Origin of the sequence: Nonomuraea sp. NPDC050404 (assembly GCF_040655495.1) — a bacterium.
Lineage (GTDB): Bacteria > Actinomycetota > Actinomycetes > Streptosporangiales > Streptosporangiaceae > Nonomuraea.
In genome coordinates, this window is the sequence record NZ_JBFAKB010000022.1 from 162,736 (window position 1) to 186,488 (window position 23,753).

Sequence of the window (23,753 nt, forward strand, 5' to 3'; positions counted from 1 at the left end):
GCGCGGGGGTGAGGTGCGGGCCGATGGGTTCCGGGGGCGACTCGGCGGGAGGTCCGGGGTTGAGGGCGGGCCGGTTGTTACGGTCGGGGTATGACGCGGCGGGCGGGTCACGACGCGGGGCCGCCGTCCGGTCCCGGCCGGTGGCGCAGGGTGCTGCTCGCGCTCGCGCTGATCGCGGTGGTCGCGGTGGCCGTGGCGCTCGGGGCGGTGTCCTTCCTGCTGATCAACGCCTCTCCTTCCGCCCAGGTGCTGCCGTAGTCCACTTCTGGAGTTGGACTAGCCTTACTGCTCGTGAGCGACGCCAAGAAGCCCAACAAGAAGGCGCAGAAGTCGGCCGAGACCCGGCAGCGGATCGTGCGGGCCGCCGGAGAGCTGTTCGTGGCGCAGGGTTATGGGGCGACCATGTTGCAGCAGATCGCCGACAGGGCGGGCGTGGCGGTGCAGACGGTCTACTTCGTGTTCGGCAACAAGCGGCGGCTGCTCAAGGAGCTGGTGGACGTCACGATCGCGGGCGACGACCTGCCCGTGGCGACCATGGACCGGCCCTGGTTCCGTGAGGCGCTGGAGGCCGCCACCGCTCAGGAGCACCTGGAGCGGCACGTGTCGGGGACGGCGATCGTACTGGAGCGGGTGTCCTCGACGGTCAAGGTGCTGGCGGAGGCGGCGGCCACCGATCCCGAGGTCGCGGAGATGTGGCCGAAGGAGGACCCGCGTTACATCGTGGCGACGGCCGCCGCGCTGAGCCTTGTGACCAAGCCGGGGATTCGACCCGGGGTGTCCGCCGAGCACGCCGCCGACCTGCTGTACGGCGTGCTCAGCCCCGATCTCTACCTGCTGTTCGTACGGGAGCGCGGCTGGCGTCCCGAGAAGTTCGAGCGCTGGGCCCACGACACCCTGCGCACCCAGCTCTGCGCCGACTGACCGGCCGGAACGGACACCCGGCCGGGTGCCCGTTCCGCTCACAAGAGGTGTTCGTTGCGGGAGGCCGCCTCGTACCGGATCGCGCGCAGGAACGCCTCGTGCGGTCCTTCCCGCTGCGGGTCGTCCGTGCGGTGGTTTCCGTGCCGCTCGAAGAACCGGTGGCAGCTGCGGATGCCGTGGAGCAGGTTCTCCAGGAGGTCGGGGGCGGGACGGGCGGGGTCGAGGCTGGTCAGGGGCAGGTGGACGGTGTCGGGGCCGAGGTCGAGACCGGGATGGTCGGCCTGGGCCTGGTCGATGAGCTGTTCGGCGGCGGTGATGCGGTGACGGGCGTCGGTGATGCCGTACAGGTGGCCCTCGGCGATGTGCAGGGCGTTGCGGATCAGGGTCATGACCACGTGCCGGGGCCGGCCGCCCGCGCCGATGACCGCGATGACGTCGGTCAGGCTCTCGGTGGCGAGGGGCTTGGTGCGCTGGTCGGCGGCCACGACGACCTGTACGGGGTGCGTACCCGTGTGCCTGGCGGTTACGGCGACGGCGGCGTAGAGCCAGTGTGCGGCGGCGATGGCGGCGGCGGTGGGGTCGATCTGGGTGATGAGCGCCTCCGCGGCGAGGGGGTCGTGGCGCAGGAGGATGTCGGCCTGGGCGATCTGGAGCGGTGAGGCGTCCTCGCGGGTGAGGGTGACGGCTTGCTGGGCGCGTTCGGTGAGGTCGCCGCGTTCGGCCTGTTCGATCGCGGCCAGTTCGGCGGTGACGTCGGTGGTGACGTACTCGGTCAGCCGGGTCGAGCCGAGGGCACGCAACGCGCTGCCGACGGCGTGAGCCGCGTTGCCGACCTTGGTGGCCGGCCCGTCGGCAGGTGGCCCGTCGGCAGGCGGGCCGTCGGCAGGCGGCGCGGAAGCAGGCGGCCTGGGTGTGGGCGACTCGGAGGCGGGTGGGCCGTTGCCGGGCGGCTCGGAACAGGGTTGTTCGGAGGTGGGGTCTGTTGCGCGCCGGTCTGGGGCGGCCAGGGTGGTGAGGACGGCGGCGAAGGCGTCGCGTTCCCGCAGCCGGTGCCAGCCGATGCTGCCGGGCCCGTGCGCGTCGGCGGCGCCCGCCGGATGCGTGTAGCAGCGCCAGCAGGTCTGGGAGAGCCTGGTGAGGAGGTCGGCCAGCCGTAGCACGTCGTGGTACGGGAACCGGCCGGGCAGTTCGGCCACGGTGGTGGCGAGGTCGCCGATGCCGGTGCCCCATTGAGCGGTGAGCGTGTTGCGGGCTCGGTCGATGGCATACCGAGTCACGAAGACTCCTTCTAACGGGGGCGGGGGGCGTGGTGATGCGGCGGTTCCCCAGGATGCTGGATCTTGCGCGGGCGTGGAGCGGGTTTGCCGTTGTCACGAGTCTCTGATCAGCGCTTTGTCGCCCAATGTGGCATAACTTCCCGCAGCTTCCGGCGCGCCTGAGGATGAGAATCGCGAGAACAGGTGTTGGCCCCGTATGACCAGCGAATCCCCTGAGGCGAGGCGGCGGCGCCGCGAGCAGCTGCGCGACTTCCTGCGTACGTGCCGGGCCCGGCTCACCCCCGGTGACGTCGGCATGGCGACGGCGGGCCGGCGGCGGACCCCGGGGCTGCGGCGCGAGGAGGTCGCCGTGCTGGCCGGGGTCGGCGTGTCCTGGTACACCTGGCTCGAACAGGGCCGCGACATCAACGTCTCCGCAGAGGTGCTCGACGCGATCGGCCGGGCGCTGCGGCTGACCGAACCCGAGCGCGCACACCTGTACCTGTTGTCCGGCCTCAACCCGCCACGGCCCGGCGGGCAACCCGGCGTTCCGGTCGGCCCGGAACTGCGCCGCCTGCTGGAGGCGTGGGCGCCACGACCGGCGATCCTGCGCGACCGGTACTGGAACCTGCTGGCCATCAACGACGCGACCAGGGACGTCTTCGGCTACGACGACACCGACCACAACTGCCTGATCTCGTTCTTCACCAACGCCCGGTACCGGGGCATGCACGTCGAATGGGCCTCGGTCGCGCCGGCCGTGGTCGCCGCCTTCCGCGCCAACGCGGCACATCATCCCGACGACCCCGAGTACAGCCGGCTGGTGGACGACCTCAGCGCCGTGAGCCCCGAGTTCGCCGAGCTGTGGGCGCTGCACCAGGTGGGCGTACCCGGCCAGACCGTCAAAGCGGTGCGCCACCCGGAGGCCGGCGAGCTGTTCTTCGACGTGACGACCCTGGAGGTGACCGATCACCCGGACTGGTACCTGGAGCTGTACAACCCACGGCCAGGCGTCGAGGGTCGGCCGGTGCGGTCGGAGGTCGCCTCTCCGGCGTGAATCTCAGTCAGGGTGGGTGGTGCCAGACCCAGGTTGGACACGCACTGTATGCCTCGCGAGCCGGTCGGCAAGCTGAGTCCCATGACGAAGACGAACGCCTCTTTCAACGACTTTTCCCGCTTCAACGACAAGGTCGCCCTCATCACCGGCGGCACCAGCGGCATGGGCCTGGCCACCGCGCGCAGGCTGCTCGCCGAGGGCGCGCACGTGGTCATCACCGGCCGCGACGACGTACGACTGAAGGCCGCGCTTGAGGAGCTGGACGGCGAGGACCGGGTCCTGGCGGTACGCGGCGACGTGGCCAGCCTGACCGACATCGACACGCTGACCGCCGCCATCCGGGAGCGGTACGGCCGCCTGGACGTGGTGTTCGCCAACGCGGGCGTCGCCTCGTTCGATGACGCGGCGAATGTCACCGAGGCCGAGTTCGACCGCCTCGTGGACACCAACTTCAAGGGGGTCTTCTTCACGATCCAGAAGACTCTGCCCCTGCTTTCGGAGGGCGCAGCCATCGTGATCAACGCCTCGTGGACGCTGCACCGTGGCCTGCCGGGCGGCTCGCTGTACGCGGCGACCAAGGCGGCGGTGCACAACCTGGCCCACACCCTCGCGGCCGATCTCGGCCCCAGGGGCATCCGGGTCAACTCGGTCAGCCCCGGCTACATCGCCACCCCGATGTACCACGACAACGTCTCCGACGCGGCCGAGGCCGGGGTCCTCGCGGCGGTACCGTCCGGCCGCCTCGGCACCGCCGACGACGTCGCCGACGCGGTCGCCTTCCTGGCCTCGGGCGAGGCGTCCTACATCAACGGCCAGGACCTGATCATCGACGGCGGCCTGGTCGCCACCGCCTCCGGCCTGACGGGCTGACCGGATCGCTCACGCCGAAGCGACCCCGCGCCGGGGTGACCGGGTCGTTCGTGACGAAACGACCCGCGCTGGGCTGACCGGATCATTCATGACGAAGCAACCCCGCGCCGGGGTGAAGGCGCGGGGTCGCTCGTCGTGCGGGCCTCAGCTCCATGGCCCGAGGGCCGGTTCAGAGCTCGCAGCGGGCCCCTTCGGCCGGGGTCTTGAGGTCGATGAGGTAGGTGGCCACGGCCTGGTTGACGCAGGTGTTGGTGGTCAGGAGGGCGCCGTGCTGCTCGCCCTCGACGGTGAGCAGGCTGCCGCCCAGCGCCTTGGCCAGGTTGATGCCGCCCGCGTGCGGGGTGATGGGGTCGCGCGTGACGGAGACGGTCAGCGTGTCGGCCAGGCCCTTGATGTTCGTGGCGTACGGGTAGCCGAGGGTCGGCTTGACGGGCCACTGCTCGCAGCCGTCACGCACCTCCTTGAACGGCCGGCCGGGGTCGGTGAACGGCGCCGCCTTGAACCACGCCCGGTTCATCGCGGCCCCCTGATTCGGCGTGTGGCGCTCCTCGTCCAGGCAGTTGATCGTCAACGAGGCCTCAAGCGAGTTGGGGTAGCGCCCGTCGGCGGTCCGCGCGTGGTAGCCGTCGCGCAGCTTCAGCAGGGTGTCGCCCTTGCCGGCCTTCAGCTCGGTGAGTCCCGCGATCGCGGTGGGCCAGCTCGTCTCGGCGTACATGGCGGCCGTCACTCCCTCGACCGCCTGCCCGAACGTCAGCTTGCGCCCCCCGGACGCCGGTACGGGCTTGTCGATCAGCGGCCGGACGAGCTTCTGGAACTCCTGGGTGGCGCGCTCGGGGTCGGTGCCGAGCGGGCAGTCCTTCTTGGTGGCGCAGGAGGCGGCCAGGCGCTCGAAGGAGCGCTGCATGCCGGTGGCCTGCTGGACTCGTCGCTCGTGGGTGCCCGCGTACGGGTCAAAAGCCGCGTCGAGCACCAGCGCGCGGACCTTCTTCGGGAACATCTCGGCGTACACGGCGCCGAGCCGGCTGCCGTAGCTGGTGCCCGCGTAGGTGAGCTTGTCATCGCCCAGGGCCTGGCGCAGCACGTCCATGTCCCGGGCGACGTCGCGGGTGCCGACGTGCGCGAGCACCTGCTTGCCACCGGACCGCTCGGCGCACTGCTGGAGGAGCTGGCGGGTCTCCTGCCTGGTCCAGTCGTCCAGGCCGGCCGGGATCGAGGAGAGCTTGGCGTCGCGCTCGCGCTCGGCGTCGGTGTAGCAGTCGAGCGCCGGGGTCGAGGCGCCGACGCCACGCGGGTCGAACCCGACCACGTCGAAACGCTCGGTGACCGGCGACTTCGCCCACACGGCGGCGGACAGGGCGGCTTGATCGGCGCCGGAGAAGCCGGGACCGCCGGGGTTCAGCACGAGCGACCCGATCCGGTCCTTGCCGCGCGCGGGCACCCGCAGTACCGCGATCTCCGCCTGCCTGCCCTGCGGCTTGCGGTAGTCGAGCGGCACCTTCAGCCGCGCGCACTCGGCCTTGACGGCCGGCGCGCCGGGCGGCAGGTGCGCGTCGCACGGCTTGAAGGCCAGCTTCTGCCCGTAGAAGCGCTCCAATCCGGTACCGGAGGAAACGGCCTGCTGACCGGCCTGAGCGGCCTGAGCGGCCTGAGCGGTCTGACCGGCCTGAGCGGTTTGACCGGCTTGGGTGCCGGCCGCGACGGCCTGACCGCCGGCCAGCAGCGTCAACGCCGCGGCACCCATGATGACGGCAGTTCTCTTGCGATATGGCATGCGCCTTCTCTTCTTCTTCGTCGTCGTCGTCGGAGGGGCCGGAAATCCGAGCAGGCTCACGCCAGGTGCGTGGCACTGCGGAAGGCGGGGATGTGCGTGCGTTACAGCACGTCGAGCTGAACCTCGTGGACGGATCCGGTAGTGAGTCCAGCAAAAACCATGACGCCACGTCCAAGTCAACCCGCACACTGATCGCCGGGCACCCTGGCCGCCATCGGGCTGGCCGCCGCCGTCGCCGGATCCCTGCTGACCTCGCGCACGGCGTACGGCATGAGTCTCCCGAAGCGGTGACAGTCAGCTCTCTCCGGCGACAGGCGGTAGCCGCCGAGCCGGGGAACGGGGCTCGTCGGAGCGGTGGCGTCCGGGGATGCCGCGCGGAAAATCATTGGCCGTCCCCGCGTGTCCTCGTGCAGCATTGCACGGCGACGTCGGCACTCGGGAGGACGGATGGCCCTGCTCGGATCACCTGAAAACTCCGGAGAGGGCCCATCGGTCCGCAAATCGGCGGTGTTGCTGGCGCTGCGCTACTACTGGGGCGAGATGAGGCGCCAGTGGCGGGTCGCGGTGCCCGCGTTGACCGCGCCGGCGCTGGGCAACGTCTGCCTGTTCTACCTGGCGCCGCTGGCGGTGGCCGGGGTCGTGGGGCATCTGGCCGAGGGCGGTGACGGCTCGGTGCCGGCGCTGCTGCCGTACATACTCGGCTTCGCCGCGCTGCTGCTGGCCGGCGAGGTGTTGTGGCGGATCGGGCTGCACTTCCTCAACCGCACCGACGCCCGGGGCATCGAACGGCTCGGCGTGCTGGGCATGGACGAGCTGCTGACCAAGGACGCCGCGTTCTTCCACGACAACTTCGCGGGTTCGCTCACCAAGCGGGTGCTGGGCTTCTCCTCCAGGTTCGAGGACTTCGCCGACACGCTGACCTTCTCGATCATGGCCAAGGTGGTGCCGCTGGTCTTCGCCTCGGTGGTCCTGTGGCAGTACCACCCGCTGCTGGTCCTCGTCCTGCTCGGGCTGATCGTCGTCACCGGCTTCCTCGTCGCGCCGCTCATCCGCCGCCGCCAGGCGCTGGTGGACGAGCGCGAGGCCGCCAAGGTACGCGTGTCGGGCCACGTCGCCGACGTGCTGACCAACATGGACACGGTACGCGCGTTCGCCGCCGAGGACCGCGAGGCCGTTGAGCACCGGGCCAGGGTCGCCGAGCAGTCGCGGTTGTCGCTGCGCTCCTGGGACTACGGCAACCTGCGGGTCGACACCGTCGTCGCCCCCATCTCGGTCCTCACCAGCGCCGCGGGCCTGCTCCTCGCCGTGTGGCTGCGCGGCGGCCTGGGCGTGGAGGCCATCGTGGTGACCTTCACCTACTACACGAACACGGTCGCCATCATGTTCGAGTTCAACCAGATCTACCGCCGCATCGAGACCGTGCTCACCGAGGCCGCCCAGTTCACCGAGCTGCTCCTGGTGCCGCCGACCGTACTGGACCCCCCGGACCCGCTGCCGCTGCGCCAGAAGGACGCGAGCGTGCGCTTCGAGCGGGTGCGGTTCGGTTACGGCGGTGGCCCGCCCCTCTTCGACGGCCTTGACCTGGACATCCCCAGCGGCACCAAGATCGGGCTGGTCGGCCAGTCCGGCGGCGGCAAGAGCACCCTGACCCGCCTGCTCCTGCGCCTCATGGACATCGACGGCGGCCGGATCGTGATCGGCGGCCAGGACATCACCCGCCTGCGCCAGGCCGACCTGCGCAGCCTCATCGCGTACGTGCCCCAGGAGCCGGCCATGTTCCACCGGTCGATCCGGGAGAACATCGCCTTCGCCCGGCCCGGCGCCACCGAGGCCGAGATCATGCGGGCGGCGCGGGCGGCGCACGTCACGGAGTTCGCCGAGTCCCTGCCCGACGGTTTTGAAACGCTGGTGGGCGAGCGCGGCATCAAGCTCTCCGGCGGCCAGCGGCAGCGCCTCGCCCTGGCCCGCGCGATCCTGCGCGACGCCCCGATCCTGCTGCTGGACGAGGCGACCAGCGCCCTGGACTCCGAGAGCGAGGTCCTGGTGCAGGAGGCGTTGTGGCGGCTCATGCAGGGGCGCACCGCGCTCGTGGTCGCGCACCGCCTGAGCACCGTGGTCCGCATGGACCGGCTGGTCGTGCTCAACCGGGGGAACGTCGTGGAGCAGGGCTCCCACGGCGAACTGCTGGAGGCCGACGGCTCCTACGCCAGGCTCTGGCACCACCAGTCGGGCGGCTTCCTGGTCGACGACGACGCCCCGGACGCCGTAGCCCGATGATCTAAACTTCCCGCGTGCTCCCGTTACCGAAACTCTTACCACCCCTGCTGGCCCTCGCGGCTCTGTCGGCTCCCGCTCTGCGCACCGTTCGCTTGCACGTCTCGGGAGAAATCGTCGTCACGTACCGCGGGGGCTACTGTCCCTTGAGCGCGACCCCGTACGAGCCCCTGGACGTCGAGTGGTTGTGGGAGATCACCCGGCTGACCATCACCGCCGAGGCGGCCGGCCTGCCCACCGCGGTGATGGCGCTCGGCCTGGTCGCGGTCCTCGCCTTCAGGGGAGCGTGGAGCGCGCGGGTCACGGCGGCGCTGTTCGTGGCGATCGCCGTGGTGTTCACGATCCCGTACGCGATCACGACCGTTCCCGACGACTGCGGGAGCAGCCTGCGATTCGGCGGGTGGCACATCGTCGAGCCCGGACCCGCCGTGCACTATCTGGCGGCTGCGGCGCTGGTCGGGTCGCTGGGGCGGATCCGGTCGCGTCGTGGCACTGGCGCGGAGCGGATGATCGGGTGAGCATGCTCATCATGAGCACCCGCGATGAACCCATCCTCGTCGGGACCCCCGACTTCAAGGCCGACGCCCACGCCCGATACGCCGAGCTGCGCGCATCGGGCCCGATTCACCGTGTGCGCTCCGCCGACGGATCGACCGTCTGGCTGGTCGTGGACTACGAGCTGGGCCGGGAGGCGCTGGCCCATCCGAAGCTGAGCAAGGATCCCGAGCCGTTCGCCGACCGGCTGCGCGCCGCCGGCCAGCACATCATGCTGGCCGGCACCGGTTTCGGCGGGAACATGCTGACGGCCGATCCGCCCGAGCACACCAGGCTGCGCCGCCTGGTCTCCAAGGCGTTCACCGCGCGGGCCGCCGAACGGCTCGCCCCGTGGATCGAGCGGCTCTCCCACCGGCTCGTCGACTCCATCGAGGGCGACGGCGAGGCCGACCTGGTCGCCTCCTTCACCAGGCCGCTGCCCATGGCGGTCATCTGCGAGCTGCTGGGCGTGCCGCAGGAGCGCCGGGCCGACCTGCACCGCTGGACCCGCGAGGGCATGGGCAACCCGTCGGAGGACCAGCGGGCCGCGCTGCTCGCGCTCAACGGCTATCTCCGCGGCCTGCTCGACGACAAGCGCCGCGAGCCCGCCGACGACCTGCTGTCCGAGCTGGCCAGGGTGCATGATGACGATCACGGCCGCCTGTCCGACACCGAACTGCTCGGCACCGCCGTCCTGCTGGTCGTCGCCGGGCACGAGACCACCGTGAACCTGCTGGGCAACGCCCTGGCCGCGCTGCTCGACCATCCGGAGCAGGCCGCGTACCTGCGGGAGCGGCCGGAAGGCATTCCGGCGGCGGTGGAGGAGTTCCTGCGCTACAACGCGCCCGTCGAGATCACGCCCGCCCGGTTCGCCACCGAGGACCTGCTTCTCGGCGGGCAGCACGTCAGGGCCGGTCAGGCCGTCTCGATCGCCCTCACCTCGGCCAGCCGCGCCGCCGCCCCCGCGGACGACGCCGACCGCCTGGACGTGGCCCGCGCCGACCCCCGGCACCTGGCCTTCGGCCACGGCATCCACTACTGCCTGGGCGCCCCGCTGGCCCGCATCGAGGGCGCCGTCGGGCTGCGCGTGTTGCTGACCCGGCTGCCCGGCCTGCGCTGGGCCGACCCGTCGGCCGGGATCCGCTGGTTACCCTTCGGCATCACCCGCGGCCCGGTGGCGCTGCCCGTGCGCTTCGCCGGGCCCGCCTGAGCCCTCGGGAGGCGCCCGCCTGAGCCCTCGGGAGGCGCCCGCCTGAGCCCTCGGGAGGCGCCCGCCTGAGCCCTCGGGAGGCGCCCGCCTGAGCCCTCGGGAGGCGCCCGCCTGAGCCCTCGGGAGGCGGCCGCCTGAGCCGTCAGGAGGCGTCGCCCGGCCGCACCAGGCCGCTCTCGTAGGCGAGGATGACGAGCTGGACGCGGTCGCGCACGTCCAGCTTGGCGATGGCCCTGGTGATGTGGGTCTTGGCGGTGAACGGGCTGATCGTCAGGCGGGCGGCGATCTCGTCGTTGGACAGGCCCAGCGCGACCAGCCGTACCACCTCCTGCTCCCTGGAGGTGAGCGCGGTCAGCCGTTCGCGCGCGACGGGAGCCGGCCCCTGCCGGTGGGCGAACTGCTCCACCACCCGCCGGGTGACGCCGGGCGACAGCAGCGCGTCCCCGGCCGCGACCGCGGCCACCGCGCGGCGCAGCTCGCCCGGCTCGACCTCCTTGGTCAGGAAGCCGCTGGCGCCGGCCCGCAGCGCGGCGAAGACGTGTTCGTCGGTGTCGAACGTGGTCAGGATGATCACGCGGCAGCCCGGGATCGCCCGGTCGGCGACGATGTGCCGGGTGGCGGTGATGCCGTCCATCCCCGGCATGCGGATGTCCATCAGCACCACGTCCGGGTGAGTGGTCGTGGCCAGCCGCACGGCCTCCTCTCCCGTGGCGGCCTCGCCGACGACGACGAGGTCATGGGAACGGGAGCGGGCCAGCAGGCTGCGGAAGCCGGCCCGTACCAGAGCCTGGTCGTCGGCGAGGAGGACTCTGATCGTCATGTCAGGGAGCCTGCCACAGGGATCTCGGCCCGCACGGTGAAGCCGCCGGGCGTCGATTCCACCGAGAGGGTGCCGTTGAGCGCGCCGACCCGTCCGCGCATGCCCGTCAGGCCGTGCCCCTCGGCGATCCGCGCGCAGCCCCGGCCGTCGTCCTCGACCTCGACGGTCACCGAGCGTGGCCCGTACCCGACGCGAACTTCGGCGGCGGTCGCGTTCGCGTGCTTCAGCGTGTTGGTGAGCGCCTCCTGCACGATGCGATAGACGGCCACGGCGGGTGCGGCGGGCACGTTCGAGGGGTCGCCGCGCTCGTCGAGGGTCACGCGCAGCCCGGCGGCGCGGGCGTTCTCGATCAGGTCGCCGAGCGTGGCCAGGTCGGGTTGCGGGGCCGGGCCGCCGGGGTCGTCGCGCAGGACGCCGATGAGCGACCTGAGGTCGGCCATCGCGCGGTTCCTGACGTCCTTGGCCACGCGCAGCGCATCGGCGGCCTCGGCGGGGTCCTCCTCATCGAGGGCGTCGGCGGCGACGTTGAGCTGCACGCCGACGACCGCGAGGGTGTGGGCGACGATGTCGTGCACCTCCCGCGAGAGCCGGAGCCGTTCCTCGGCGGCGCGGGTACGGCCCTCGCTCTCGCGCAGCCGCTCCCGCCAGCGCGCGGCGGCGGCGTACACCAGCCCGGCGGCGACGAGGGCGGCCAGCAGCAGCCCCTCACCGAGGACGTGGGTGAGGAAACGGGGCACGTTCTCGGCGAGGATCTCCCGCAGGTACACCGCCTCGTACCCGAGCTGGGCCACCCCGATGGCCGCCACCCATCGCACCCATGGCGTGCAGGCGGCGCTGAAGTAGGCAGCGGAGGCCGGCCAGATCCAGCCGCCCTGGAAAAGGCTGGTGAAGTGGAAGACGAAGGTCGCGGCGATCGAGAGGAGCAGCACGACCATGGGCCACCGGCGCCGCAGCAGCAGGACCACGCCGAGGAACAGCGCGAACTGGAACGTCCCGCTCCAGGGCGACTGGCGCAGCTCGGCCGCCATGATGCCGGTGACGACGCCGATGACCGTGATGACGGCCAGCGCCAGATCGAGCAACCAGGCGGAATGACGGACCGGAGCGGGAACGCGCCGCGGCGACGGTATGACCACGAGAACCTTCTACGGTGGTGCTCAGACGTGCGTGACCAGCAGGGTGACGCCCATCTCGCCGTCGCAGTCGACGAAGATCGGGCCGACCCCGTTGCCGATCGTGGACTTCAGGCGGGCCTTGGCCACGAAGCCCTTCGGATTGTCGTCGATGATACGGATGTCCTCCATGATGGATTTGCCTGGCAGGCCGGCGATGATGGCCTTGAGCCTCGGCCCGCCGCCGCAGTGACCGGTGATCGTCACTTCCTGGCCGCGCTCGGTCGTGGGGTTGGGGCTGACCTGGACCACGGCCCTGGCGCCCTTCGGCGGCTTGGGCGCGGCGGCGCCCTTGTCGTTCCGGTCGCCGGCGGACGCGCTGGGCACGCCCATCCCGAGCGCCCCGACGGTCAGGCCCGCCGCGACGATGGCGATGATCGAGCTCTTCTTCACAGTGACTTTCCCTTCGAGCGGGTCCTGGTCACTGCGACGCTAGGCCAGGCCGTACCGGGCCCACATCGTCCAGGACGCGTCACCCGGATCTGCACCGAACGGGCTACGCACTACATCAGAAGCAGTACGGTCAGGTCTCCGTCACCGGTGTTCGCGCACGTTCCTTGCGGGCGGCCGAGCGGGCCAGCCGCCGGCCGACCTCCTGGGCCGGCCGTTCGATGTACCGGTAGCTCAGGACGGCGCACGTGATGATCACCACCAGCAGCGCCACGGACCAGGTGAGCCGTTCCGGCAGGGACACCTGGGCGGGATCGGGGAGCATCCGCCGCAGGCCCTGCAGCGCGAGCGGGTGCAGCAGATAGACCGAGTAGCTGATCAGCCCGAGGCCCAGCAGGAAGCGGGGCACGGCCCACGACCGCAGCAGGCGGCCGGCCACGAAGGTCAGCCAGGCCGCGGCCACGGCGGTGGACCAGCTCCACTTGAAGGCCAGCGCCTGCTGTTCCGACATGCCCCAGCCGGGGCCGAACCAGATCGCGGCGGAGATGGAGACGACGGGCACCAGCCCGATCAGCCATCCCACCCCCCGGCGGAGCTGCCCCTGGTCCATCCGGTAGAGCGCCGTCCCGGCGAACATGGTGGCGATGATGGCCAGGCTCTGCCACGCGCCGATCCGGCTGTTGGCGCCGAGCAGGACGAGGGCCAGGGCGGCCAGGACGGCCGCGCCGCACAGCCGTACACCGTTGCGGCCGAGCAGGACCGCGGTGAGCCCGGCCACGAGCGCCACGGTCGCGATGACCACGACGGTCTCGTCCCCGAGCCCGCGCGACAGCGCGCCGGCCGGCAGCACGCCGCCCACGAGCACGCCCGCCATCGTGCAGGCGAGCGTGCCGGTGGTGTTCACGCGGCGCTGCCCGATGACGAAGATCGCGGTCACCAGCAGGTAGAAGACCATCTCGTACGACAACGTCCAGAACACGTTGACCACGCTGACGACCTGGAGAAAGTCCTGGAGCATGGTCAGGTGGGCGATGCCGGACTCGATCGGATGGTCGCGCAACTGGACGGGCAGGGCCGAGTACACCTCCAGGAGGCCGAACCAGGTGCCCATGATCGCCACGACGATCCACAGGGGGTAGAGGCGGAACAGGCGGCCGATCCAGAAGGCCGCGACGCTGCCCCGCCGTTCCAGCGAGGCCGGCACCACGTAGCCGCTGACCAGGAAGAACACCATGACGCCGTACTGGCCGAAGTCGAACCAGGGGCTGATGGCCTCGCGGACCTCGTGAAAGAGGGCGTCCAGCGTGTGCTCGAAGAGCACGAAGAGCACGGCCACGCCGCGAAGGGCGTCCAGCCAGATCTGCCGACGGGCCGGCGGGGGCGCATCCGTCCCCGCCGTGACCTGCGGCCCGCCACTCTCCCGACCGGCCGTGTTTATCGACATTAGGTCACATTATGGCATCAACCTGGACAAAAGCTGAAAGCGGCCCCAATGGTGACTTATGAGCATCGCGCTCGGCGGGGATCCGGCCTATATATTGCCTTAGAGCGGATGGGACTGAGGGAGAGGGTCGGGCTCGCCGAGGCATCGCCCAGCGGTCCCGCCGTCCCGAGACGGAGGTGACCATGCACGAGGCACGGCCGACCTGGTCTTCCGACACTTCCGACGCCGAGGCAGGGACGGCACCACACCATCTCATCGAGAACGAACGGGTCCGCCGCCGCGTGCGCGACCAGATCGAGGAATCAGAACGGCGGATGGCGTCCGCGGCCAAGCGGGTGGCCGCCACCCGGGTCCGCATAGAGTCCGCGCTGCGTACGGCCGCCGAGGCGGAGGAGCGGATGGTGCGGAGCGGGGAACTGGAGCATCCGCCCCTGGTCTGATGCTCCCTCCTCCGTCGGTCACATGTCCACGTCCTGATGTAGTGGGCGCCCCCGGAATACCCCGGGCGGCGTAGGCGGAGACGGTCGCCACGGCGGACGTGGGCCGGGCCTCCTCCCCTGGACACTGAACCAGCAAGTGTCCCGGAAGGAGAACGCTCATGTTCCGTCTGCTCATGGTGGGAGCCCTGACCGCCGTGGCGCCCCAGGCGCCGGTGGTCGACTGGATCGATCGCAACGCCACCGCGCGGGTCACCGAGGCGATGATCGGCAAGGCCACGATCGTCGGCCTCGGCGAGTCCACGCACGGCACGCACGAGGAGTCGGTGCTCAAGTTCCGCACCCTGCGCCGGCTGGTGACGGAGATGGGCTTCCGCTCGATCGCCTGGGAGGAGGACTGGACGACGGGGGTCCGGATCAACGAGTACCTGCTGACGGGCAAGGGCGACCTGGACGCCCTGATGCGGGAGATGACCCGCACCTGGCACATGCGCGAGGTGCGGGACGTCCTGGCCTGGTTACGCGCCTACAACGCGGACCACGAGGACAAGGTCCAGTTCGTGGGCGTGGAGTACTACGCCACCCGGTCCCTGGCGTACGACGCCGTCGCCTCCTACGTGACCAAGGCCGCCCCGCACCGGCTCGCCGCACTCCAGCGGCACCTGCGGCCCATCCGCCCCCGCCACGAGAACGCCGGCGAGAACCTGCGGTGGTACCTGGGCGTGGCCGACAAGAAGCCCTACATCGAGCACGCGAAGCAGGTGTACCGCCTGGTCGAGCGGCTGCCACGCAACCGTGAGCAGGAACTGGCGCTGCAGCACGCCCGCCAGATCCTGTCCTGGTACGAGGCGTTCGACCTGGAGGACAACTACGCCTACCGGGACCGGCGCGCGGCGGAGAACCTGCGCTGGTGGCAGCGCCGCACCGGCGACAAGGTCGCCTACTGGGCCGCGAGCGCGCACACGGCCAACGCCCCCGACCTGCGCGTCTTCCTCAGCGGCCGGCCGCTGAGGTTCGACAGCGCGGGCTCACACCTGCGCCGCTGGTACGGCGCGGCGTACCGGTCCATCGGCTTCACCTTCGACCACGGCACGCTGCACACCGGCGAAGGCTGCGGCACGGCGCCGGCCCCGGTGCCGCGGCCCACCGCCGACTTCGTCAACCGCGCGCTGGGCGACGCCGGGCGCGACACCTACGCCCTTGACCTGCGCACTCCCGCGCCGGAACCCGTCCGCGCCTGGATGCGTGCGGCGAAGTTGCGCGGCTACTCGGCCTTCGACCCGGCTCAGCCGCAGGGGTCGTACATGACCGGGGGCTCGTTGTCGCAGTGGTTCGACGTGCTGGTGCACACCAAGAAGATCAGCTCGTGCGCGCCGCTGTAGGCGGGATCGGGTGGTTGGCGTGCAGCAGGCCGTCGGGGTCGTGCCGGCGCTTGATCTCGCGCAGCCGGTCGTAGTCGGCGGGGGCGAACGCGGAGCGGATCTCGTCCTCGCCGAGCGGGCCGAAGGCGAAGTTGAGTGAGCAGCCGAGCGCGGCGCCGGCGAACGGCGCCAGAGCGTCGCGGTGCGTCTCGGCGACGAGTTCCCGTTCGCCCTCCTGCACCGGCGACAGGACCGACACCGCGTAGGCGGCGTCCCGGTGGCCGACGGCGTTGGCGATCCGGGGCTCACGGGCGAGCGCGCCGCCCAGGTGCCGCACGCCCGCCACGGTCATGACGGGAGCGGAGGGACCGGCGGCCTTCGTCAGGTCGGCCAGGGCCTGCGGATCGAGGTCGTTCACCAGCAGGTTCCGCGACCGGTAGGTGTGCGGCTGGTCCGGTTCGGCGAACACCGAGCCGGACTCGGCGTAGGGGAGTTCGCGCAGCGTGTCGTTCATGACGGGCCCGATCGAACGCAGCGGCGCGACGAGCCGGTCGCCCTCCTCCCGCGAGCCGGCGTAGGAGATCGCGAGCTGGGCGACGTGCCGCCCGCGCAGGGGTTCCGGGAGCATCGGCAGGTCCGGGTAGGTCAGCATGGTCACCGCCGAGGTCATCTCCTCGGGCACGCCGGTGCTCCAGCGGCGCCAGGCGTCCAGCACCTCCGGCACCTGCTGGACGTCGAAGGCCAGGTTGCCGCCGTAGATGCGGGCGACCGGGAACAGGTCGATCTCCATGCCGGTGACCACGCCGAAGTTGCCGCCGCCGCCGCGCAGCGCCCAGAACAGGTCGGGGTCGGCCTCCTCGGTGACCTGGTGCTGCCGGGCGTCGAGGGTGATCAGGTCGATGCGGCGTACGTGGTCGGCGGCGAAGCCGTACCGGCGGGCCAGCAGACCGACGCCGCCGCCCAGCGTGTAGGAGATCGCGCCCACGCCCGGGAAACTGCCGGAGAGCGGCGCCAGGCCGTGCGGCGCGGCCGCCTCGACCACGTGCCGCCAGGTCGCGCCCGCCTCGACCCAGGCGACGCGGCTGCGCGGATCGACGCGTACGGCGGACATGTGCCGCGTGTTGATCAGCACGCCCTCGGTGGGCGAGGCCAGGCCGTGGCCACTGGCCTGCACCGCCACCGGCGAGCGCGACCCGGCGGCGAACTCGACCGCGGCCCGCACGTCCGTCTCCGAGCGCGCGGCCACGATGACCGAGGGCCGGTGCGGGTCGAGAAGCTGGAAACCGGTCCGGTGCCCGTCGTATTCCTCATCGCCCGGCACGAGGACCGCGCCCTGCGTACGTTCCTGGAGTTGCTTCGTCGTGGTGCTCATATCGCCACGCTAGAAGCCCTTGAGGACACATCTTGTCCACAACAACCGTCATCCTGAATTCGTGGACAGAGAATCCGGTTCGACGCGCAAGGACATGCCGGGACGGCTGCTGCGCCTGCTGTCACTCCTGCAGAGCCGGCGCGAATGGTCGGGCGCCGAACTCGCCGAACGGCTCGACGTCAGCGGTCGCACCCTGCGCCGCGACATCGACCGGCTGCGCGCGCTGGACTATCCGGTCGAGAGCACCACCGGGACGGCGGGCGGCTACCGGCTGGTGTCCGGCCGCAACCTGCCGCCGCTGATGCTGGACGACGAGGAGGCGATCGCGGTCGCGTTCGGGCTGATCACGGCGGCGGGCGGCAGCGTCGTGGGGATCGAGGACAGCTCGGTGCGGGCCCTGGCGAAACTGGAACGGGTGTTGCCGCCCCGGCTGCGTCCCAGGCTGTCGGCTCTCGGCGGCACCACCGTGGCCGTGCCCGCGCGCGAAGCCCGCCGCGTCGATCCCGTGTTGCTGGCGGTGCTGGCCTCAAGCTGCCGCGATCATCAGCTGCTGACCTTCGACTACCTCGACCGCGCCGGTGAGGCCAGCGCGCGCCACGTCGAGCCGCACCACCTGGTCACCATCGAGGGCAGGTGGTACCTGATCGCCTACGACCCCGGCCGGTCGGACTGGCGCAACTTCCGCGTCGACCGCATCACGGACGCGCGGCCCGCGCTCGCCCGCTTCCACCCGCGCCCGCTGCCCGCGCCGGACCCGGCCGCCTACCTCACCCGGTCCTTCGCCGCCGCCACCTACCGCCACAGCGCCCGGCTGGAGGTCGCGCTCGGCGCCGATCAGGTACGGTCCCGGCTGTTCGCCCACGCGCCGGGCCGGATCGAGCCGCACGGGCCGGACGCGTGCATCGTCCACCTCAGCGCGGAGTCCGCCGAACTGGTCACCCAGTACGTCGCGGCGATCACCGCGCTGGACGCCGACTGCACGCTGGTGGACGTCTCGGAGGAGGTCGGGAGCCGTCTGCGCCGCCTCAGGGGACGGCTGCCGTGACGCGGCGATCTGTCCCCCGTGCGAGCTACCGGCGAGTGTCCACCGCGCGGTGACGATTTCCGGCCGGCGAATCCGTAATTTTCTCGGTGTAGCCGCGACGCTTCGGTCGCGGGGGAATCTCGGGTAGGAGTGGTCATGCGGTGGTTGATGCAGGTGGTGCCCGTTCTGGCGGTCGTTGTTCTGGACGATTACCAGGCGGACAGCCTGGGCCCGGTGGGGGGCACGGTGGCGGTGTTCGGCCTGCTGCTGACGATCGTGTTCGTGTGGTCGGCCTTCCTGCGGGGCAACGTGCTGGTGCGGCGGCGGGAAGATCGGCCCGACGACGCGCGGCTTCACGACCGGCCCGACGACGCCTGGCTTCACGCCAAGTCCGACGCCCAGCTTCACGACCGGTCCGACGCGCGGCTTTACTCCCGGTTCGGTGACCGGTCCGGTGGGACCGCTAGGCTCGCCCGATGATGGATGTCCGGCGCATTTCGGATTTTTGGCGGCGGTGCGACGTAACGGTCCGGGATTCCCCCTTAGCGGTGCTGCTCGTGGTGGCGGCGCTGCTGCCGATGTCCCGCGGCGTCGGGACGGATGTCGGCGGCCTGCCGGACCGCCCCTACGACGCGCTGGCCGTCCTGGTGATCGCCCTCGAATGCCTCCCGCTCGCCGTGCGCCGCAAGTGGCCGGCCGCCAGCCTCGTCCTGGTGGCGCTCGGCTTCTCCCTCGACCAGCTCCTGGCGTACCACACGATGGCCGGCACCGCGCTGCCCTTCGCGCTGATCAGCGCCGGCGCCCATCTGGAACGTCACCGGCGCGCCACCGCGATCTTCCTCTCCGTGGCGTACGTGCCGCTGATGGTCGCGCTCGACCGGCTCGGCGGGAACGAGAGCCCGGCCGACATTGTGCTGCTCTTCCTGATCCTGGTGCTCGCGTGGTTCGTCGGAGGCTGGCTGCGCTCCACCCGCGCCGCCGAGGTCGAACGCCGCCGCCACATCGCCGCGGCCACCCGCGCCGCCGAACGCACCCGCATCGCCCGCGAGCTCCACGACGTCGTGACCCACCACGTGACGGCGATGGTCGTGCAGGCCGAGTCCGCGCGCTACCTGACCGCCGCCCCCGAACGCCTCGACGCGACCCTGAGCGCCGTCACCGACACCGGCCGGCGGGCCATCACCGACCTGCGGCACCTGCTCGACCTGCTCAACCCCGACCACGACACCGAGAGCGGCGACAGGACACCGTCCGCCGGCGACCTGCACACACTTGTCGAGCAGACGCGCCGGGCCGGGCAGCCGGTGGAGTTCTCCGAAGAGGGCAACCGTTCGGAGTCGGCCGGCAGCGCCGAGTTCGTTGCCTATAGGGTCGTCCAGGAAGCTCTGACAAACGCCCTCAAATATGCCCACGGCAGCAGCACGGGCGTCCGCGTGCGTTACCGCGAGAAGGAGATCACCGTGGAGGTCAGCACCGATGGTTCCGGCTCGCGGACCCGCTCACCCGGCGGGAGCGGACGGGGCCTGGCCGGGCTCCGCGAACGGGTAGAGGCCCTGGGCGGCACGTTCGGCGCCGACCGGCAACCGGACGGCGGCTTCGTCGTACGGGCCAGCATCCCCGCCGGGAGCTCGTCATGAGCGACCCCGTCAAGGTCCTGGTCTGCGACGACCAGGCGCTGATCCGCACCGGCTTCGCGACCATCATCGACGCGCAGCCCGACCTTGAGGTGGTCGGCGAGTGCGGCGACGGTCGCGCCGGGGTCGAGCTCGCCCGCGAGCTGAAGCCGGACATCGTGGTGATGGACGTGCGGATGCCGGTGCTCGACGGCATCGAGGCGACCAGGCAACTCGCCGGCGCCGGCGTGGCGGACCCCATCAAGGTGCTCGTGGTGACCACGTTCAACCTGGACGAGTACGTGTACGAGGCGCTGCGCGCGGGCGCGAGCGGGTTCCTGCTCAAGGACGCCCCGCCGTCCCAGCTGCTGCACGGCATCCGCACCGTCGCGATGGGCGCCGCGCTGCTGGCCCCCGAGGTCACCAGGCAACTCGTCGGCAGGTACGCGGCCCGGATCCGCCCCACCGACGACGACACGCCTGCCGACCACGCGCTGACCCCGCGCGAGCTGGAGGTGCTGCGCCTCATCGCCGACGGCCTGTCCAACAGCGAGATCGCCGCGACGCTGGTGATCAGCCAGGAGACCGTCAAGACGTACGTGTCCCGCATCCTCACCAAGCTCGACCTGCGTGACCGCGTGCAGGCGGTGGTCTACGCCTACCGCAACGGGCTGGTGACCTGACCCGTGGGCGCCGTATCGCACGCCTCGGACACGGCGGCGGGATCCCAGTAGACGGGACGGCATTCGAGCATGCGCCCGTCCCTGACGGTGACCACCTGAAGGATCAGTGTGTCGATCTCCCTGCCCGTAGCGCGGGCCCGGAACCGGACCCGGCTGCGCACCACCACGGTGTCGTCATCGCCCCAGTGATCCTGCTCCAGGAACTCCATCGACTCCCAGAGCCCGCTGAAGACGGCCAGGAACCGCTCCATTCCGTCCCGGCCCCGCCACGTGCCGGTGAACGGCAGGCCCGGGGCCTGGTACAGCACCACCTCGGGGTCGAGATGCTCGGCGACCTGGTCATAGCTGGCCTTCCCAGGCCCGCCCGCGGCCACGTACGCCGCCTCGGCCGCGTAGAACCGCCGCATCACCGTCCAGGCGGAAGTCGTCACGGTCATCACCCTTTCTCGCACCGGTAACGCTTAGCTGAACACCGTCCCGTCGTCATCGGTTGCGGGTTCAGGCGGCCGATTCCTGACGGGGCCTGGCGCGGACGTGCATGCGTTCGCGCTGGCGGCGATGGTGGTGCCGGCCGTACTGCTCGACCGGCGGCAGGCGCTCGCCGCTCAGCCGTAGCCCCAGGCCGTGGCGTACTTGGCGAGCTTGGGCGGCAGGCCGTCGATGGAGTCGAAGGTGCGGGCGGCCTGGATCCGGCCGGACTTGATGTTGTCGCTGCGGTCGCCCAGGTTCGGCACGAACTGGTCCTGGTGGTGCCTGCCGTACTGGAGCATCTCCGGCTCCCACGCCACGCCCAGGTACGAGCAGACCTCGCGGGTGGTCCTCTCGGGCTCCGCGGTCAGCTCCTCGTAGCGCACCGTCACGCCGTCGAGCTTGCGGCGGGCCTGCTCCAGAGGCTTGAAGTACTTCAGCGCGGTGGCCTCGAGAGCCGCCCGGGTGGTGGTGTTGTCCTTGCGGTTCTGCAGCGAGGAGATCACCCCCTCCGGGTGGCGCAGCAGGAAGATGAACCGGGCCTCCGGCCAGACGTACTTCAGTCGTTCCCAGATGAAGACGTTGCCGGGGGTCTTGTCGACCAGCACCTGCTTGCCGCTGCGCAGCAGCTCCAGGTGCAGGATGCGGTCCCAGACCACGTGCTCCAGCTCCACCCGGTCCAGGCCGAGCTCCAGCATGGACGTCTCGGAGAAGCCGGGGGTCAGCTCCACCCCGACGGTACGCAGGTGCAGCTCGTGCGGTGCGCGGATCTGGGAATGACTGTTGAGCAACATGCGCAGCAGCGTTGACCCGGAGCGTACCGGTGAGATCACGAAAACGGGCGATCGCACCAGTCGTGGCACGGCGGGGAAGGTGTGGTCGACGATCTGTGTGCGCTTCGGCGGACGCCGGACCTTGAGCTCTCCGGAGTTCTCCGGCTGCGTCAGCGGCCACGGCGGACGAAGTGCCTCGCGCAGAAGTCGTGCCCTTCTCTTGAAACCCTTATTGACGACTCCCATGCGCGACTTTCTTTTCCTTTCGCCCCCGTGTCCCCTTTTCTCGACAAATGTGAGTGGCAGGAGCCACGGTTGCATAATTGCACAACAATGGCTAAGCACCCTATAAGAGGAATCTGTGAGTTTCCTGGCAGGAGGGGTCGCAGGTGACACCGTGGGTCCTGCGCCGGCACGAGCGGTTGTGGCTCACTTCTCCACCAAAGAATGCGGATAACTCCACACTCCGGAATGGAAGGGCCGAACGATCAGGGGCCGGAGGGCAGACCTCCGGCCCCTGTCGCTGTCACACCAGGCCACCGTCCGCGATGAGGTTGTGGCCGGTCAGCCACGCCGCATCCGGCCCGAGCAGCAGTGCGACGAGGGCGGCGATGTCGGCGGGCGTGCCGACCCGGCCCAGGGCCGTCATGTGCGCCACCCCGGCCATGGTCTCCGGGGAGGCGCCGGCCCGCAGCAGGTCGGTGTCGGTGGGGCCGGGGGAGACCGCGTTCACCGTGATCCCGCGCCGCCCCAGCTCCCGGGAGGCGACGCGGGTGAGTTGCTCGACCGCCGCCTTGCTCGCCGCGTAGACCGACTCGCCCGGACTGGGCCAGGCGGTGCCGGTGGAGGAGATGTTCACGATCCGGCCGCCGTCGGCCATCCTGCGCGCCGCCGCCTGAACCGTGAAGAACGCCCCGCGTACGTTGACCGCCATCACCCGCTCGAACACCTCCCGGGTCAGGCCGTCGATGGGCGTGTGATCGATGACGCCGGCGTTGTTCACCAGGGCAGTCAGCGGTCCCGCGAACACCGTGTCCGCCTTGGCGAACAGCCGCTCCACCTGCTCGGGGTCGGCCGCGTCCGCCCGTACGGCGACGGCCCGCCCGCCGCACGCCTCCTCCACCTCCCTGGCCGCCCGCTCGTCGGCCACGTAGCTGAACACCACCGTGGCGCCGTCGCCCGCGAGCCGTTCGACCACGGCCCGCCCGATCCCGCGCGATCCGCCCGTGACCACCGCAGCATGCATGGCACATCCCTTCCGTTTCCGTTCGAGGAGCGCCCACCATGACAGCCCTCGCGGAAGCAGGACTTCCGCGACGTGCGAGAAGCTGAGAGACATGAGCACGAGGGATCCCGCGGCGCGGTTGCTACGGCTGCTGTCGTTGCTGCAGTCGCGTACCGACTGGCCGGGGCCGGAGCTCGCCGACCGGCTCGGCGTCAGCACCAGGACCATCCGCTCCGACGTCGAACGGCTGCGCGACCTCGGCTACCCGGTGTCGGCCACGTCCGGCACGGCGGGCGGCTACCGGCTGGGACCCGGCGCCCGGCTGCCGCCCCTGCTGCTGGACGACGAGGAGGCCGTCGCGGTGGCGATCGGCCTGCGTACGGCGGCGGCCCAGACGGTGGGCGGCATCGAGGAGACCTCGCTGCGTGCGCTGGCCAAGCTCGACCAGGTGTTGCCGGCCCGGCTGCGCCCGCGCGTGGCGGCGCTGGCGGCCTCCACGGTGCCGCTGCCCGGCGACGGCCCGGCCGTGGACGTCGGCGTGCTGACCACGCTGGCCACCGCCTGCCGGGACCTGCGACGGGTGCGTTTCGACTACCGCGACCACGACGGGAACCTCACCGTGCGCGACGCCGAGCCGCACCGGCTCGTGTCGACCGGGCGGCGCTGGTACCTGGTGGCGTGGGACGTCGATCGCGAGGACTGGCGGATGTTCCGCATCGACCGGCTCACCCCGCGCACGCCCTTCGGACCGGCCTTCACCGACCGCCGCCTGCCGCCGGAGGAGGCGATCGGCTTCGTCACCAAGGGCGTGGCCTCGACCTTGGGACCCTGCCGGACGGTGGCGACCGTGCACGCGCCGGCCGCGGTGGTCAGCGAGCGGGTGCCATCGGTGGCCAGGGTGGAGCACCTCGACGAGGAGCGCTGCCTGCTGCACATGGGCGCCGCCAAGCCACTGACCCTGGCCGTCTACCTCGCCGCCCTGGACCTGCCATTCACCGTGACCGAACCCCCCGAACTGCTGGAGGCACTGCGACAGGTGTCAAAGCAGTGCGCGGCCGCCTCTCGCCAGATTCCTTGA

General features: G+C 71.2%; 24 protein-coding genes. 14 read left to right on the top strand and 10 right to left on the bottom strand.

Annotation, left to right across the window (positions count from 1 at the left end; translation table 11 throughout):
* Positions 1-90: 90 nt before the first annotated feature.
* Together AB0I81_RS45065 and AB0I81_RS45070 are read left to right on the top strand one after the other, a co-directional pair.
* Complete coding sequence (locus AB0I81_RS45065; protein ID WP_360671296.1) at positions 91-258, top strand: hypothetical protein; 168 nt, start codon at positions 91-93, stop codon at positions 256-258.
* A gap of 33 nt (positions 259-291) precedes the next feature.
* On the top strand, positions 292-921 hold the full coding sequence (locus tag AB0I81_RS45070; protein WP_360671299.1) for a TetR/AcrR family transcriptional regulator: 630 nt from the start codon (positions 292-294) through the stop codon (positions 919-921).
* Positions 922-959: 38 nt separating this feature from the next.
* Here AB0I81_RS45070 and AB0I81_RS45075 read toward each other — a convergent pair whose 3' ends face one another.
* Positions 960-2,198, bottom strand: a complete 1,239-nt coding sequence (locus AB0I81_RS45075) for a hypothetical protein (RefSeq protein WP_360671301.1) — start codon at positions 2,196-2,198, stop codon at positions 960-962.
* Between the two features lie 196 nt (positions 2,199-2,394).
* Between AB0I81_RS45075 and AB0I81_RS45080 the strand changes: the two genes are divergently transcribed.
* Entirely contained in the window at positions 2,395-3,234 is an 840-nt protein-coding gene (locus AB0I81_RS45080; RefSeq protein WP_360671304.1) for a helix-turn-helix transcriptional regulator, read from the top strand.
* A gap of 81 nt (positions 3,235-3,315) precedes the next feature.
* Positions 3,316-4,104 (top strand): glucose 1-dehydrogenase, encoded by a 789-nt coding sequence (locus AB0I81_RS45085; protein WP_360671307.1) that lies wholly within the window; start codon positions 3,316-3,318, stop codon positions 4,102-4,104.
* Between the two features lie 169 nt (positions 4,105-4,273).
* Here the strand turns inward: AB0I81_RS45085 and AB0I81_RS45090 are convergent, their stop codons facing one another.
* Positions 4,274-5,875, bottom strand: coding sequence for an alpha/beta hydrolase (locus AB0I81_RS45090; protein ID WP_360671310.1), 1,602 nt, complete (start codon positions 5,873-5,875; stop codon positions 4,274-4,276).
* Between the two features lie 447 nt (positions 5,876-6,322).
* Between AB0I81_RS45090 and AB0I81_RS45095 the strand changes: the two genes are divergently transcribed.
* The 3 genes from AB0I81_RS45095 to AB0I81_RS45105 all read left to right on the top strand — a co-directional run bounded on the left by AB0I81_RS45095 (position 6,323) and on the right by AB0I81_RS45105 (position 9,893).
* Entirely contained in the window at positions 6,323-8,152 is a 1,830-nt protein-coding gene (locus AB0I81_RS45095) for an ABC transporter ATP-binding protein (RefSeq protein ID WP_360671313.1), read from the top strand.
* 143 nt (positions 8,153-8,295) lie between these two features.
* Entirely contained in the window at positions 8,296-8,667 is a 372-nt protein-coding gene (locus AB0I81_RS45100) for a hypothetical protein (protein WP_360671316.1), read from the top strand.
* An 11-nt stretch (positions 8,668-8,678) separates the two neighbouring features.
* A complete protein-coding gene (locus tag AB0I81_RS45105; protein ID WP_360671319.1) occupies positions 8,679-9,893 on the top strand; it encodes a cytochrome P450 in 1,215 nt (404 codons plus the stop codon).
* A 142-nt stretch (positions 9,894-10,035) separates the two neighbouring features.
* Here AB0I81_RS45105 and AB0I81_RS45110 read toward each other — a convergent pair whose 3' ends face one another.
* The 4 genes from AB0I81_RS45110 to AB0I81_RS45125 all read right to left on the bottom strand — a co-directional run bounded on the left by AB0I81_RS45110 (position 10,036) and on the right by AB0I81_RS45125 (position 13,719).
* The gene (locus tag AB0I81_RS45110) at positions 10,036-10,713 is read right to left on the bottom strand and encodes a response regulator transcription factor (protein ID WP_360671321.1); all 678 of its coding nucleotides are present in this window, start codon (positions 10,711-10,713) and stop codon (positions 10,036-10,038) included.
* Positions 10,710-11,795: a sensor histidine kinase gene (locus AB0I81_RS45115; protein WP_360671324.1), complete on the bottom strand. Its 1,086-nt coding sequence runs from the start codon at positions 11,793-11,795 to the stop codon at positions 10,710-10,712. The genes AB0I81_RS45110 and AB0I81_RS45115 overlap by 4 nt, the downstream gene beginning before the upstream one ends.
* Positions 11,796-11,870: 75 nt before the next feature.
* Complete coding sequence (locus AB0I81_RS45120; RefSeq protein ID WP_360671327.1) at positions 11,871-12,278, bottom strand: hypothetical protein; 408 nt, start codon at positions 12,276-12,278, stop codon at positions 11,871-11,873.
* A gap of 130 nt (positions 12,279-12,408) precedes the next feature.
* Positions 12,409-13,719, bottom strand: a complete 1,311-nt coding sequence (locus AB0I81_RS45125; protein ID WP_360671330.1) for an acyltransferase — start codon at positions 13,717-13,719, stop codon at positions 12,409-12,411.
* 182 nt (positions 13,720-13,901) lie between these two features.
* Between AB0I81_RS45125 and AB0I81_RS45130 the strand changes: the two genes are divergently transcribed.
* Both AB0I81_RS45130 and AB0I81_RS45135 read left to right on the top strand, forming a co-directional pair.
* Entirely contained in the window at positions 13,902-14,159 is a 258-nt protein-coding gene (locus AB0I81_RS45130) for a hypothetical protein (RefSeq protein WP_360671333.1), read from the top strand.
* A 158-nt stretch (positions 14,160-14,317) separates the two neighbouring features.
* Positions 14,318-15,538, top strand: a complete 1,221-nt coding sequence (locus AB0I81_RS45135) for an erythromycin esterase family protein (protein ID WP_360671336.1) — start codon at positions 14,318-14,320, stop codon at positions 15,536-15,538.
* Here AB0I81_RS45135 and AB0I81_RS45140 read toward each other — a convergent pair.
* Positions 15,516-16,889, bottom strand: a complete 1,374-nt coding sequence (locus tag AB0I81_RS45140) for an FAD-binding oxidoreductase (protein ID WP_360671339.1) — start codon at positions 16,887-16,889, stop codon at positions 15,516-15,518. The genes AB0I81_RS45135 and AB0I81_RS45140 overlap by 23 nt on opposite strands.
* A 61-nt stretch (positions 16,890-16,950) precedes the next feature.
* Here AB0I81_RS45140 and AB0I81_RS45145 point away from each other — a divergent pair, with 61 nt between their 5' ends.
* The 4 genes from AB0I81_RS45145 (at position 16,951) to AB0I81_RS45160 (ending at position 20,209) form a co-directional block, all read left to right on the top strand.
* Positions 16,951-17,934 carry a YafY family protein gene (locus tag AB0I81_RS45145; protein ID WP_360671342.1) on the top strand — a complete coding sequence of 328 codons (984 nt, stop codon included), beginning with the start codon at positions 16,951-16,953 and terminating at the stop codon, positions 17,932-17,934.
* 135 nt (positions 17,935-18,069) lie between these two features.
* The gene (locus AB0I81_RS45150; RefSeq protein ID WP_360671345.1) at positions 18,070-18,393 is read left to right on the top strand and encodes a hypothetical protein; all 324 of its coding nucleotides are present in this window, start codon (positions 18,070-18,072) and stop codon (positions 18,391-18,393) included.
* Entirely contained in the window at positions 18,390-19,550 is a 1,161-nt protein-coding gene (locus AB0I81_RS45155; RefSeq protein ID WP_360671348.1) for a histidine kinase, read from the top strand. Before AB0I81_RS45150 ends, AB0I81_RS45155 begins: the two co-directional genes overlap by 4 nt.
* Positions 19,547-20,209: a response regulator transcription factor gene (locus AB0I81_RS45160; protein ID WP_360671351.1), complete on the top strand. Its 663-nt coding sequence runs from the start codon at positions 19,547-19,549 to the stop codon at positions 20,207-20,209. Before AB0I81_RS45155 ends, AB0I81_RS45160 begins: the two co-directional genes overlap by 4 nt.
* Here the strand turns inward: AB0I81_RS45160 and AB0I81_RS45165 are convergent.
* The 3 genes from AB0I81_RS45165 to AB0I81_RS45175 all read right to left on the bottom strand — a co-directional run bounded on the left by AB0I81_RS45165 (position 20,185) and on the right by AB0I81_RS45175 (position 22,696).
* Entirely contained in the window at positions 20,185-20,640 is a 456-nt protein-coding gene (locus AB0I81_RS45165; RefSeq protein ID WP_360671354.1) for a nuclear transport factor 2 family protein, read from the bottom strand. The two genes, AB0I81_RS45160 and AB0I81_RS45165, sit on opposite strands and share 25 nt — an antisense overlap.
* A 174-nt stretch (positions 20,641-20,814) precedes the next feature.
* Positions 20,815-21,696: a sulfotransferase gene (locus AB0I81_RS45170; protein ID WP_360671357.1), complete on the bottom strand. Its 882-nt coding sequence runs from the start codon at positions 21,694-21,696 to the stop codon at positions 20,815-20,817.
* Between the two features lie 280 nt (positions 21,697-21,976).
* The gene (locus AB0I81_RS45175) at positions 21,977-22,696 is read right to left on the bottom strand and encodes an SDR family oxidoreductase (RefSeq protein ID WP_360671360.1); all 720 of its coding nucleotides are present in this window, start codon (positions 22,694-22,696) and stop codon (positions 21,977-21,979) included.
* 91 nt (positions 22,697-22,787) lie between these two features.
* Here AB0I81_RS45175 and AB0I81_RS45180 point away from each other — a divergent pair, with 91 nt between their 5' ends.
* Positions 22,788-23,753 carry a YafY family protein gene (locus AB0I81_RS45180; RefSeq protein ID WP_360671363.1) on the top strand — a complete coding sequence of 322 codons (966 nt, stop codon included), beginning with the start codon at positions 22,788-22,790 and terminating at the stop codon, positions 23,751-23,753.